At 59.1% G+C, this 13,150-nt stretch carries 12 protein-coding genes and 1 pseudogene; 8 read left to right on the top strand and 5 right to left on the bottom strand.

The window, feature by feature from the left end:
• Nucleotides 1-94 precede the first annotated feature (94 nt).
• Entirely contained in the window at nucleotides 95-1,756 is a 1,662-nt protein-coding gene (locus tag FHW76_RS15730; RefSeq protein WP_012540259.1) for a putative transporter, read from the top strand.
• Here the strand turns inward: FHW76_RS15730 and FHW76_RS15725 are convergent.
• Nucleotides 1,724-2,470, bottom strand: a complete 747-nt coding sequence (locus tag FHW76_RS15725) for a GntR family transcriptional regulator (RefSeq protein WP_008806752.1) — start codon at nucleotides 2,468-2,470, stop codon at nucleotides 1,724-1,726. The genes FHW76_RS15730 and FHW76_RS15725 overlap by 33 nt on opposite strands.
• 298 nt (nucleotides 2,471-2,768) lie before the next feature.
• On the opposite strand from FHW76_RS15725, the gene FHW76_RS15720 reads away from it, so the two are divergent.
• The 5 genes from FHW76_RS15720 to FHW76_RS15700 all read left to right on the top strand — a co-directional run bounded on the left by FHW76_RS15720 (nucleotide 2,769) and on the right by FHW76_RS15700 (nucleotide 7,007).
• Nucleotides 2,769-4,391 (top strand): alpha-glucoside-specific PTS transporter subunit IIBC, encoded by a 1,623-nt coding sequence (locus tag FHW76_RS15720; RefSeq protein ID WP_008806753.1) that lies wholly within the window; start codon nucleotides 2,769-2,771, stop codon nucleotides 4,389-4,391.
• Nucleotides 4,388-5,710: a 6-phospho-alpha-glucosidase gene (locus FHW76_RS15715; RefSeq protein WP_008806754.1), complete on the top strand. Its 1,323-nt coding sequence runs from the start codon at nucleotides 4,388-4,390 to the stop codon at nucleotides 5,708-5,710. Before FHW76_RS15720 ends, FHW76_RS15715 begins: the two co-directional genes overlap by 4 nt.
• 100 nt (nucleotides 5,711-5,810) lie before the next feature.
• Nucleotides 5,811-6,158, top strand: a complete 348-nt coding sequence (locus FHW76_RS15710) for a YidH family protein (protein WP_002923305.1) — start codon at nucleotides 5,811-5,813, stop codon at nucleotides 6,156-6,158.
• Nucleotides 6,148-6,510, top strand: a complete 363-nt coding sequence (locus tag FHW76_RS15705; RefSeq protein ID WP_008806755.1) for a DUF202 domain-containing protein — start codon at nucleotides 6,148-6,150, stop codon at nucleotides 6,508-6,510. Before FHW76_RS15710 ends, FHW76_RS15705 begins: the two co-directional genes overlap by 11 nt.
• Nucleotides 6,511-6,584: 74 nt before the next feature.
• A complete protein-coding gene (locus tag FHW76_RS15700; RefSeq protein WP_032741475.1) occupies nucleotides 6,585-7,007 on the top strand; it encodes a hypothetical protein in 423 nt (140 codons plus the stop codon).
• 3 nt (nucleotides 7,008-7,010) lie between these two features.
• On the opposite strand, the gene dsdA is transcribed toward FHW76_RS15700, so the two are convergent.
• On the bottom strand, nucleotides 7,011-8,339 hold the full coding sequence (dsdA, locus tag FHW76_RS15695) for a D-serine ammonia-lyase (protein ID WP_183476824.1): 1,329 nt from the start codon (nucleotides 8,337-8,339) through the stop codon (nucleotides 7,011-7,013).
• Between the two features lie 17 nt (nucleotides 8,340-8,356).
• Nucleotides 8,357-9,694, bottom strand: coding sequence for a D-serine transporter DsdX (gene dsdX / locus FHW76_RS15690; protein WP_012967014.1), 1,338 nt, complete (start codon nucleotides 9,692-9,694; stop codon nucleotides 8,357-8,359).
• 91 nt (nucleotides 9,695-9,785) lie between these two features.
• Here dsdX and FHW76_RS15685 point away from each other — a divergent pair.
• Nucleotides 9,786-9,905, top strand: a pseudogene (locus FHW76_RS15685) (hypothetical protein); the annotation flags it as partial.
• Between the two features lie 13 nt (nucleotides 9,906-9,918).
• A complete protein-coding gene (dsdC, locus tag FHW76_RS15680) occupies nucleotides 9,919-10,842 on the top strand; it encodes a DNA-binding transcriptional regulator DsdC (RefSeq protein WP_012967015.1) in 924 nt (307 codons plus the stop codon).
• An 80-nt stretch (nucleotides 10,843-10,922) separates the two neighbouring features.
• Here the strand turns inward: dsdC and emrD are convergent, their stop codons facing one another.
• Both emrD and FHW76_RS15670 read right to left on the bottom strand, forming a co-directional pair.
• Entirely contained in the window at nucleotides 10,923-12,107 is a 1,185-nt protein-coding gene (emrD, locus tag FHW76_RS15675; protein WP_012540264.1) for a multidrug efflux MFS transporter EmrD, read from the bottom strand.
• Nucleotides 12,108-12,282: 175 nt separating this feature from the next.
• Nucleotides 12,283-13,116 (bottom strand): DMT family transporter, encoded by an 834-nt coding sequence (locus FHW76_RS15670; protein WP_012967016.1) that lies wholly within the window; start codon nucleotides 13,114-13,116, stop codon nucleotides 12,283-12,285.
• Between the last annotated feature and the right edge of the window lie 34 nt (nucleotides 13,117-13,150).

The following is a 13,150-nucleotide window of genomic DNA, read 5'->3' as shown; positions in this document are numbered from 1 at the left end:
CTGTTTGCTGGTATTGTGCGCCAGGCGGCATACAACCCGTCTGGCAGCGGTCATAATCCCTGTAGTTAATGGTGTTATTCACAGGGACGATACCATGAGTGAGATAGCATTGACGGTCAGCGTGCTGGCGCTGGTGGCGGTAGTGGGGTTGTGGATCGGCAATGTCAAAATCCGCGGCGTCGGCTTTGGCATTGGCGGTGTCCTGTTTGGCGGGATTATTGTCGGCCACTTTGTCGATCAGGCGGGTGTCGCCCTCAGCAGCCCGATGCTGCATTTTATTCAGGAATTCGGCTTGATCCTGTTCGTCTACACCATCGGTATTCAGGTGGGGCCGGGCTTTTTCGCCTCGCTGCGGGTCTCAGGCCTGCGGCTCAATCTGTTCGCTATCCTTATTGTTATCCTCGGCGGCCTGGTGACCGCGGTGCTGCATAAACTGTTCGATATTCCTCTCCCGGTGGTGCTCGGTATCTTCTCCGGTGCGGTGACCAACACGCCAGCGCTGGGGGCCGGGCAGCAAATTCTCCGCGATCTCGGCGTACCGTTCGAGGTGGTCGATCAGATGGGGATGAGTTACGCGATGGCGTATCCGTTCGGCATCTGCGGCATTCTGCTGACCATGTGGCTGGTGCGCCTGTTCTTCCGAATCAATGTGGAGAAAGAGGCCCAGCGGTTTGAGGAGAGCAGCGGCAACGGCCACGCTCATTTGCACACCATTAACGTGCGGGTGGAGAACCCCAACCTCAACCAGATGGCGATTCAGGATGTGCCGATGCTCAATAGCGACAACATCGTCTGTTCGCGGCTGAAGCGCGGTGAGCTGTTGATGGTACCTGCGCCGGGCACCCTTATTCAGGCGGGCGACCTGTTGCACCTGGTGGGGCGACCGGAGGATCTGCACAATGCGCAGCTGGTGATTGGCCAGGAGGTGGCCACCTCGCTGTCGACGCGCGGCACCGATCTGAAAGTCGAGCGGGTGGTGGTCACTAACGAAAAAGTGCTGGGGAAGAAAATACGCGATCTGCACGTCAAACAGCGCTATGACGTGGTGATCTCCCGGCTGAATCGCGCTGGCGTCGAGCTGGTGGCCAGCAGCAGCGCCAGCCTGCAGTTTGGTGACATCCTCAACCTGGTCGGTCGTCAGGAGGCGATTGACGCCGTGGCCGCCGAACTGGGTAACGCTCAGCAGAAGCTGCAGCAGGTCCAGATGCTGCCGGTGTTTATCGGCATCGGACTCGGGGTACTGCTGGGGTCTATCCCGTTGTTTATTCCCGGCTTTCCTGCCGCACTGAAGCTGGGGCTGGCCGGTGGGCCGCTGATTATGGCGCTGATCCTCGGGCGTATCGGCAGCATCGGCAAGCTGTACTGGTTTATGCCGCCGAGCGCCAACCTGGCGCTGCGCGAGCTGGGGATCGTGCTGTTTCTGGCGGTGGTCGGGCTAAAATCGGGGGGCGACTTTGTCGCCACTCTGACCCAGGGCGAGGGCCTGAGCTGGATCGCCTACGGCATTTTCATCACCGCCATTCCGCTGCTAACGGTAGGCATTCTCGCGCGCATGCTGGCGAAAATGAACTATCTGACGCTGTGCGGCATGCTGGCCGGCTCCATGACTGACCCACCGGCGCTGGCCTTCGCCAACAATCTGCACGCCACCAGCGGCGCGGCGGCGCTCTCTTACGCCACCGTCTATCCGCTGGTGATGTTCCTGCGGATTATCACCCCGCAGCTACTCGCCGTGCTGTTCTGGGGGCTGAGCTAGCGGGCTTTGCGCCTGGACGCGGCGCAGGTGGTAATCCACCTGATACTCGCTGGCGTTGCGGAACATGACGGAATAGTTAAGAAACTCGCCGCTGTCGCTGTAGGAAAGGGAGGTAATACGCAGCAGCGGCGTCTGCTCAGGGACATTCATTGAGCGCGCCAGCTGCTTGTCCGCCAGCACTGGCGTCAGCGTTTCATAATTCCCGCTGATGATGATCCCGCACTCCTTCTCAATATAATCAAATTTCGAACCCTCCAGATGGCTCAGCGACAGGTTGCGGAACAGCTTCACTGGCATATAGCTATCCTCCAGCATCAGCGGCTTGCCATCGACGTAGCGCACCCGCCGTGAGAAGTAGATCCGTTCATCAATTTTAATCCGCAGCAGGCTGGCGATGGCCGGCGGAGCAGGCATCACCTCAAAGGCCAGCACCTGACTCACCACCTCTTTACCCTGCTTGCGCAGCACTTCCGCCAGGCCAGTGAGATTGCTGGTTTCATGATGGACGTCCTTACGCGCCACGAACGTCCCCGAGCCGTGGCGACGCACAACCAATCCCCAGTCCACCAGCAGGTCGATGGCTTTGCGGATAGTCATGCGCGCCACCCCGAACTCCTCGGCCAGTTTTTTCTCTCCCGGTAGCGGGCTACCGATGGCGAAGTCGGCGGAATTCAGCCGCAGCCGCAGGCGGTCAGCAATGGATTTGTAGATCACCAGTAGTCCTCTTGTGCAGGAAAGTGGAATGTCGCTGTCTTCTCTTTTCGTTAAAAAAATAGATTTATTACAAGTAATTAGTACTCATTCATTTCGTTAATTCCACTGTCTGACTTATCGATGTCTAACTTTGGTTATAGAAGTAGACAACTTTGGCCAAATTAAAACCATGAATGGGATCACGAATCGCAACGGCGCGACATGTTGTCGGACGGGCAAATTTCTATTCTCGAGTCAGGCCGGTAATCAAGAAAAAGAAGGCCACTCACCCTACGAGTTGTTACATGAGGATTTTCAAATGCTCAGTCAAATACAACGCTTTGGCGGCGCCATGTTTACCCCGGTTTTGTTGTTTCCTTTTGCCGGGATCGTGGTCGGTATCGCCATCATGCTGCGCAACCCGATGTTCGTCGGCGAAGCGCTGACCGCACCCGACAGCCTGTTTGCCCAGATCGTTCACATCATTGAAGAGGGCGGCTGGACCGTCTTTCGTAATATGCCGCTGATTTTCGCCGTCGGTCTGCCGATCGGTCTGGCGAAACAGGCCCAGGGCCGGGCCTGTCTGGCGGTGCTGGTGAGTTTTCTCACCTGGAACTACTTTATCAACGCCATGGGGATGACCTGGGGCCACTTCTTCGGCGTCGACTTTTCCGTTGAACCCACTGCAGGCAGCGGCCTGACGATGATTGCCGGGATCAAAACCCTCGACACCAGCATTATCGGCGCCATCGTCATCTCCGGTCTGGTGACGGCCCTGCACAATCGCTATTTCGATAAACCCCTGCCGGTGTTCCTCGGCATCTTTCAGGGATCATCGTTTGTGGTCATTGTCGCTTTCCTCGCGATGATCCCCTGTGCCTGGTTGACCCTGCTCGGCTGGCCAAAGGTTCAGCTGGGCATTGAATCGCTGCAGGCCTTCCTGCGCTCAGCCGGGGCGCTTGGGGTGTGGGTCTACATCTTCCTTGAGCGCATTCTGATCCCCACCGGCCTGCACCACTTCGTCTATGGCCCGTTCATCTTTGGCCCGGCGGTGGTGGAGGGCGGTCTGCAGGTCTACTGGGCGGAGCATCTGCAGGCGTTCAGTCAGAGTACGGAACCGCTGAAGACGTTGTTCCCGGAGGGCGGCTTTGCTCTGCACGGTAACTCGAAAGTGTTTGGTTCGGTGGGGATTGCGCTGGCGCTCTACTTCACTGCCGCGCCGGAAAATCGCGTCAAGGTCGCCGGCCTGCTGATCCCCGCCACCCTGACCGCGATGCTGGTCGGGATCACCGAACCGCTGGAGTTCACCTTCCTGTTCATCTCGCCGCTGCTGTTCGCCGTTCACGCGGTGCTGGCGGCGACCATGGCGACGGTGATGTACATCTGCGGCGTGGTGGGCAATTTCGGCGGCGGCCTGCTCGATCAATTCTTGCCGCAAAACTGGATCCCGATGTTCCATCACCACGCCTCGATGATGTTCATTCAGATAGGCATCGGCCTCTGTTTCACCGCCCTCTACTTCGTGGTCTTCCGCACCCTGATCCTGCGTCTGAACCTGAAGACGCCTGGCCGGGAAGAGAGCGAAATCAAGCTCTACAGCAAGGCCGATTACCAGGCGGCACGAGGTAAAACCACGGCTGCCGCCGCGCCAGAGACCCGGCTGGGTCAGGCCGCTGGCTTCCTGCAGGCCCTCGGCGGCGCCGACAACATTGAAAGCATCAACAACTGCGCCACCCGACTGCGCATCGCGCTGGTCGATATGGCGAAAACGCAAAGTGACGACGTCTTTAAAGCGCTGGGCGCCCACGGGGTAGTACGCCGCGGCAACGGGATTCAGGTCATCGTCGGCCTGCACGTTCCCCAGGTGCGCGACCAGCTGGAAAACCTGATGAAAGATTCTCTTTCGACCGAACATACCACCATGACGGAGGCAGTATCATGAAAAAATTCTCAGTTGTTATCGCAGGCGGCGGCAGCACCTTCACCCCGGGCATTGTTCTGATGCTGCTGGCAAACCAGGATCGTTTTCCGTTGCGGTCGCTGAAATTTTACGACAACGACGGCGCGCGTCAGGAGACCATCGCCGAGGCGTGCAAAGTGATCCTCAAAGAGCAGGCGCCGGAGATTGAATTCAGCTATACCACCGATCCGCAGGCGGCGTTTACCGATGTTGATTTCGTCATGGCACATATCCGCGTCGGTAAATATCCGATGCGTGAACAGGATGAGAAAATCCCGCTGCGCCACGGCGTGCTGGGCCAGGAGACCTGCGGTCCGGGGGGGATCGCCTACGGTATGCGCTCTATCGGCGGCGTGCTGGAGCTGGTGGATTATATGGAAAAATATTCGCCGAACGCCTGGATGCTTAACTACTCCAACCCGGCGGCGATTGTGGCGGAAGCCACCCGACGTCTGCGGCCGAACGCCAAAATCCTCAATATCTGCGATATGCCGATCGGCATTGAAGGGCGGATGGCACAGATTGTCGGCCTCAAAGATCGCAAACAGATGCGCGTGCGCTACTACGGCCTCAATCACTTCGGCTGGTGGACATCGATTGAGGACCTCGACGGCAACGATTTGATGCCGAAACTGCGTGAATATGTGGCGAAATATGGCTATGTGCCGCCCTCTAACGATCCGCACACCGAGGCCAGCTGGAACGATACCTTTGCTAAAGCGAAAGACGTGCAGGCGCTGGATCCGCAGACCATGCCGAACACCTACCTGAAATATTACCTGTTCCCGGACTACGTGGTGGCTCACTCCAACCCGGAGCGTACTCGCGCCAATGAGGTGATGGATCATCGGGAGAAAAACGTCTTCAGCGCCTGCCGGGCGATTATTGCCGCCGGGAAATCCACCGCTGGCGATCTGGAGATTGACGAGCATGCGTCGTATATCGTCGATCTGGCGACGGCCATCGCCTTTAACACGCAGGAAAGGATGCTGCTGATTGTGCCAAACAACGGCGCGATCCATAACTTTGACGCTGACGCGATGGTGGAGATCCCTTGTCTGGTGGGTCACAACGGACCGGAACCGCTGACGGTTGGCGACATCCCGCACTTCCAGAAAGGGATGATGAGCCAGCAGGTAGCAGTGGAAAAACTGGTGGTCGATGCCTGGGAACAGCGCTCTTACCACAAGCTGTGGCAGGCGATTACCCTGTCGAAAACCGTACCGAGCGCCTCGGTGGCGAAAGCGATCCTCGACGACCTGATTGCGGCCAACAAAGATTACTGGCCTGAGCTGCATTAATCCCCGCTGTTTGACCGGCGCCCGCGGGGCGCCGGTTCTTCTCCCCGGTTCCTGATTTACGCTATGCTGAAGCCTGCAGCGCGATGAACAAGGAACTGTAATGAAAATCTCCCGCCTCGGCGAAGCGCCGGATTACCGCTTTTCGCTGGCTAACGAACGCACCTTTCTGGCGTGGATCCGCACGGCGCTCGGTTTTCTCGCCGCCGGCGTCGGCCTTGACCAGTTAGCGCCGGACTTTGCCACGCCGCTGATCCGTGAAATTCTTGCCCTGCTGCTGTGTCTCTTTGCCGGCGGCATGGCCATCTATGGCTATCTGCGCTGGCTGAATAACGAGAAAGCGATGCGTCTGAAACAGGACCTTCCCTATACCCGCACGCTGCTGGTGATTAGCATCCTGCTGTTGGCGGTGGTGGCCGCGGTGATGCTGCTGGTGGTGTATGGCGGATAAACGCCGGGCGCGGCGGGAAGGCGATCCGGGACTACAGCCAGAGCGCACCTCGCTGGCCTGGTTTCGCACTCTGTTGGGCTATGGCGCGCTGATGGCGCTGGCGATTAAACACAGCTGGCACCGCGCCGGCCTGCCGTTCTGGCTGTCGATCGGCGTGTTGGCGATAGTGGCGGTGATCCTCTGGGGCTATACCCGCCGTCGTCATCTGATGGACGTCGACGATAGCGATTTTTTACAGCCGCGGGCGGTTCGTGACAAATTTTTGATCGCACTCGCAGTACTTTCTCTGGCATTCCTGTTTGCTGTTACTCACCTTCAACCGATCGTTTTATTCATTAGGGATATGTCATGACAGGATGTCCGGCGAATTTGCCTCTCACTCATGCCCCCGGCCAGCAACATGACACACCCTTTCAGGCTGTCGTGGTGGAGGCGCATCATTGCCATCAGCCGCAGGCGTTCTATGCACAACTGCGTCAACAGGGGCTCACCGCTATCCATTTTATTCCGCAGCTGGCGGCCGGCGACGCCGCGCTCTGGGGGGAGTTTCTCTGTGCTGTCTTTCACCGCTGGGTGCGGGAAGATATTGGGCGCATCCATATTTTGCTGTTTAGTGAGACGCTGAGCGCCTGGTGCGGCGAGACGCTGACCCAGCCAGGCGCGCCAGCGGCCAACAGTACCTGCTACGGCTGCCCGTGGTTGCGCCTGTGCCGCTGCGGCGAACAGGAAGACCCGCTGTGCGCGGGTTACCGGCAGTTCTACGATCTTAGCGGGCCCTATATGCGAGTGATGCGGGACCTGCGCCGACAGCAGCGGCCGCCAGAGGCGCTGATGCCGCTGCTGCGCTGAAGATTAGCGCCCCTTCGCCAGATATTGCGCCATCTCCTCTTCCGGCACCATGCCGCCGCCGGTGGCCCACACCAGGTGGGTGGCCTGCTGCAGCTGTTGTTCACTCAGACCTTGTAGCTGATGGTACGCCTGGCTGGCGCAGACCCGCTGCGGCCCGGCCATTCCGGCCAGCGCGGACGGTTCAAGGCGAATGTTTTCCGCTGTCGCCAGCCAGCCCAGCATGTCGTACATCGTCTGATCATCAAGGGTATAGAACCCGTCGAGCAGGCGCTCCATTGCCCGGCCAACGAACCCGGACGCCCGGCCGACCGCCAGACCGTCGGCGGCGGTCAGGTTATCAATGCCTAAATCCTGCACCGCTATCTGGTCGTGGAGCCCGGTATAGACGCCGAGCAGCATGCAGGGCGAGTGGGTCGGTTCGGCGAACAGGCAGTGAACGTGGTCGCCGAAGGCCAGCTTCAGGCCGAATGCCACGCCGCCGGGGCCGCCGCCAACGCCGCACGGCAGGTAGACGAACAGCGGGTGATCGGCATCGACCACGCGCCCTGCTTTGGCAAACTGCGCCTTCAGGCGCTCGCCGGCTACGGCATAGCCGAGGAACAGCGTGCGCGAGTTTTCATCATCAATGAAAAAGCAGTTCGGGTCGGATTCCGCTGCCTTGCGCCCCTGTTCGACGGCGACGCCGTAGTCCTCTTGGTACTCAATGACCGTCACGCCGTGGCTGCGCAGTTTGGCTTTTTTCCACGCCCGGGCATCCGCCGACATATGTACCGTAACCTTAAAGCCGATGCGCGCGCTCATGATGCCGATCGACATCCCGAGGTTGCCGGTGGAGCCGACAGCGATGCTGTACTGGCTGAAGAACTGTTTAAATTCCGGTGTCAGCAATTTGCGATAATCATCTGCGGTGGTGAGCAGTCCGGCCTCCAGCGCCAGCTTTTCCGCATGGGTCAGCACTTCATAAATCCCGCCACGCGCCTTAATGGAACCCGAAATCGGCAGGTGGCTGTCTTTTTTCAGCAGCAGATCGCCGCTAATCGGCTGGCCGAACTTTTGCTCAAGGCTGCGTTTCATTGCCGGAATGGCAACCACTTCCGATTCGATAATCCCGCCGCTGGCGGCCGTTTCCGGGAAAGCTTCCGCCAGATAGGGCGCGAAGCGCTGAAGGCGGGCATGGGCGTCTTGCACATCGTCGGCGGTCAGACCGACGTAAGGTAACCCTTGCGCCAGGGTGGTGGTGGCCGGGTTAAACCAGGTGGTTTCTTTCAGGGCGATCAGATCCTGCACAAGCGGGAAGGTCGCGGTTAAGGTGGTCAGGTCAGCGTGTTTCATCATACGTCTCTTTGCGCTCAGATAATGAAAGAAAGCAGGAAGGTGGCGGCCAGTGCAAGTAGTGACGCGATAAATGTCGCTGTCGTGTAGTACTTGAACGTTTCGCTGAGGCTGGCGCCGCAGTACTGTTTTACCAGCCAGAACAGGGAATCGGTGACGATCGTGCAGCCAATGGCGCCGGAACCGATGGCAATGGCGATGATCTCCGGGCTTACGCCAGGATAAAGCGGCAGCATCGGCGCAACGATGGCGGTAGCGCCCATCATCGCCACGGTAGCGGAGCCGACGGCGGCGTGCAGGATAAGCGCCACCAGCCAGGCCAGCAGAATCGGATGCATATGCAGATTCGAGAGGATCACCGCCAGGCTATCGGCCAGGCCGCTGGATTTCAAAATCGCGTTGAACGCGCCGCCAGCGCCAATAATCAGCAGGATGTTGGCGATCGATCCGAAGCCGTTTTCAGTATGAGTCAGCAGGACGCCCATCCCCATCTGCCGACGAATGCCGAGAATGTAATAGGCGACAAAAACGGCAATAAACATCGCGGTGATGGGGTTGCCGATAAATTCCAGCACTGTATACAGCGTGCCGCCTTGCGCCATATTCAGTTCAGCGACGGTTTTCACCAGCATCAGCCCAATCGGTAACAACACGGTAAATAGCGTAGCGCCGAGCGAGGGCAGCGTCGATTCTTCGCGAACGTCGAGGTTGGAAAACTCGGCTGGCACCGATTTAAACGGCAGGCGGTTGCCGAGCAGCCTGAGGAACAGCGGGCCGCCGACCAGCGAGGCGATCAGACCGACCAGCAGGCCATAGACGATAACCGTCCCGATATCGGCGCCCAGTTTATTCGCCACGAACAGCGCAGCCGGATGCGGCGGCACCACGCAATGCACCGCCATCAGGGCCGTACACAGCGGAATAGCCAGCTTCAGCAGCGAGGTATTGGTTTTTTTAGCGATGGAGAACGCCAGCGGGATCAGCAGCACCACGCCGACTTCGACAAACAGGGTAATACCGCAGATCAGGCCGACCAGCACCATAATCACGTCCGCCGACAGCCAGCGGCAGCGCTGCAGCGTCAGGCCGATGCGCTCCGCCGCGCCGGAGACTTCCATCATCTTGCCGAGGATAGTACCGAGACCGATCACCGCCGCCAGGAAGCCCAGCGTGCCGCCGATGCCGCTCTCAATGGCGTTGACCATCTCCAGCGGACCCATCCCCATCATCGCCCCGACGAAAAAGCTCGCCAGCAGCAGCGCCAGAAACGGATGAAACTTCAGTTTGACGATCGTTAAGACGATTAACACGATGCTAATCAGCAGCGTGCTCACAACCCAGATTTGCGATTCCATACCCCACCTCGCCGTAAGTAACGTGTGGTTATTGAACAGAAACTCGGCATGGGCTGACAAACGATATAAATGGCCTTTCAGGTGAGCCAAATTGAATCAAAAAGGTGATTTAGCTCTAAAAGCGACCTATGAATATGCTATGGGTCAAATTAATTCATCCTTGAGCGGAAGTTCTTGCATTATTTTTTTATCATCCAGATCCCCTTTTTTGCCAGGAGCGCATAATGGATGTACTCAAAACCTTAGGTACCCGGTTGCTCAACGGCTGGCAACTCTCCAGGCTGTCGACGTTTGAGGTGGCGGCGCGGCACGAGTCGTTCGCCCTGGCCGCAGACGAGCTGGCGCTCACCCCAAGCGCCGTCAGTCACCGGATTAATCAGCTGGAAGAGGAGCTGGGGATCCAGCTCTTTGTCCGCTCGCACCGCAAAGTGGAGCTGACGCGAGAAGGGAAGCGCGTTTACTGGGCGCTGAAGTCGTCGCTGGATGGCCTCAATCAGGAGATTCTGGACATCAAAAACCAGGAGCTCTCTGGCAGCCTGACGGTCTATTCGCGCCCGTCGATAGCCCAATGCTGGCTGGTGCCGGCGCTGGGGGATTTCACTCACCGCTACCCGGCCATCTCGCTGACTGTGCTGACCGGCAACGATAACGTCAACCTGCAGCGGGCGGGTATCGATCTGGCAATCTATTTTGATGATGCGCCGTCGTCGCAGCTGAGCCATCATTTTCTGATGGATGAGGCGATCGTGCCGGTATGTACGCCGAATTACGCCCGCCAGCTGCAGTTAACGTCAAATCCTGCCAGTCTGCGCCACTGTACGCTGCTCCACGATCGCCAGGCATGGAGCAACGACTCGGGGACCGATGAGTGGTATAGCTGGGCGCAGAAATTTGCGGTGGAACTGCCGCCATCGTCGGGCATCGGCTTCGATCGATCCGATTTAGCGGTTATTGCGGCGATGAACCATGTAGGGGTGGCGATGGGACGTAAACGGCTGGTGCAGAAGCGGCTGGAGAGCGGCGAGCTGATTGCGCCTTTTGGCGACATGACGCTGAAATGCCATCAGCATTATTACGTGACGACCCTGCCGGGCCGTCAGTGGCCGAAAATCGACGCTTTTATCGAATGGCTGCACAGCCTGACCTGAAAAAAAGCAGGGCTATCCCTCTGTGTTGTTGTCCAGGGCGGGTAAGGCGTGAGCCGCCATCCGGGGAACGACCGCCGCGCTTATACCGGCTGCTGATGGTGGGTGAAGCGCGAGGCCAGCGGCAGCCAGCACAGCAGAATCAACAGGCCCATCAGCATCATCAGCAGGCCGAGGCTGCCCTGACCAGTTTGCGGCATCATCGCCGACAACCAGGCCAGCACGCCGGAGCCGATATTCTGCAAGCCGCCCACCAGGGCCCCGGCGGTTCCGGCGAGAAACGGGAACGGCTCCATCGCGCCGCTGGTGGCCAGCGGGAATAACATCCCGGCGCCGAAGAAGAACAGCGCCGCCGGCACCAGCAGGGTCCAGACGGTCATGATGCCCAGCAGTCCAGGGATCCACATCATCAAACCTGCCAGCAGGCAGCAGATCACCGACTGCCACATCAGCGTCGGGAAACGCTTGTTCGGCCGGCCGGCAAACCACGCGCCGAAGAACGCCGCCGGGATCGGCAGAATAAACAGAATACTCACCGCCATGCTGCTCAGGCCGAGCACCGCGCCCATCAGCACCCCGGAACAGGCTTCGAACACCGCAATCCCGGCCAGGCCGCCGATCAGCATCAGCAGATAGCAGTTAAACGCCCCGGTACCGAACAGCGTTTTGTAGCTGGTCAGGAGTTTGGTGCGTGGCGCCCCTTCCGGGCGCGTTTCCGGCATCCACTTCGCCATGCTGAAGGTCACGCCCGCGCACAGCACCAGCAAGAAGGCGTAGCAGGCGCGCCAGCTCCACAGGGTGTCGAGGATGCCGCCGAGCAGCGGCGCAATCAGCGGGCTGACCAGAATACCCATATTTAACAGGCTATTGGCATGACGCAGCTGCGCGCCTTCGTACAGGTCGCGGGGCAGGGTGCGCGCCATTACGCCGCCGACCCCGGTGCCCATCCCCTGCATGGCGCTGGCGGCGATCAGCACCGGCAGGCTATGGGTGGTAATAGCTACCAGCGTCGCCAGCATAAAAATCGACATCCCGACGAGGATCACCGGACGGCGACCGACGCGGTCCGAGAGCGGGCCGTAGAACAGCTGTGAAATACCATAGGTCAGCAGATAGGCCGCCATCACGCTTTGTACCGCCCCTTCGCGGACGTTCAGCGCGACCGCCATGTCGGCAATAGCCGGAATATAAATGGTCTGCGCCATCTGGCCGACGGCCACCAGCAGTACCAGCATCAACAACAAATTGAAGTTCTTATGCCGTTTCATGTCGATGAATACTTTGCGAGTAAAGAGAAATGAAGAATATGTGACTGGCACATACCGTAAACGATGGAGGAATCTACCATAATAAAATGACAGAACAACTACAAAGTGCCCATTTTTGAGGGAATTCCAGGCAGATTATGTAAACAGGAACGGCAACTAATGTTGCCATTTCAGGCTACGCCAGGCGCAGGAGGATCGCCCCGGCGGCAATCCCGCAGGCGGCCACGATGCGCAGCGGCATCAGTTGTTCTTTCAGAACGATAAAGGCGATCAGCGCGCCGAACAGAATGGAGGTTTCACGTAGCGCGGCGACCACCGCCAGCGGGGCCTGGGTCATCGCCCATAGTGCCAGGCCGTAGGAGCCCATGGTGCCGACACCGCCGAGGATGCCCTTTTTCCAGTGCTGACGTAAATAACGACTGGCCTCTCGCCGTCGCGCCACCATGGCCCAGCACAGCAGGCAGAAACCGTTCATAAAAAAGGTCCACAGGGTGTAGCCTAGCGCCGAGCCCGCCAGCCGGACGCCGGTGCCGTCCACCAGTGTATATCCCGCGATAAAGCAGGCGTTGATGAGCGCCAGCACGATGCCTTTGCGGGAGCTAACGCTGCCGTGAAAGGCCATCGCCAGAATCGCCAGGCAGATAACGCCGATGCCCAGCCAGGCCAGCGGCGACAGACGATCGCCTAGGAACAGCACGCTTATCGCCGCGACCAGCAGCGGCGCGGTGCCGCGCATCAGCGGGTAGGTCTGGCTCATATCCGACACCTGATAGGTCTTCGCCACCAGCACCGTATACACCACCTGTAACGCGCACGACGCCAGCAGATAGGGGGCGCTGGCAAGCGCGGGCTGCGGGGCAAAGGGCAGCATCACCAGGGCGATCAGCGCGGCCGAGCCGCTGACGCCGATCGCCGCGTACATTTTATCGCCGCTGGCTTTGACGATAGCGTTCCAGCTGGCGTGCAGCAGGGCGGCGAACAGCAAAATGCAGAATACGGTGAGGGTCATCGCAGACAGGTTCAACAGTGAAGGTCACCGGAAT

It is taken from the genome of Klebsiella sp. RC2, from assembly GCF_014192815.1.
Classification (GTDB): Bacteria; Pseudomonadota; Gammaproteobacteria; order Enterobacterales; family Enterobacteriaceae; genus Klebsiella; species Klebsiella variicola.
Note: the sequence above shows the minus strand (reverse complement) of the source record. Positions and strands in the feature narration are given on the sequence as shown.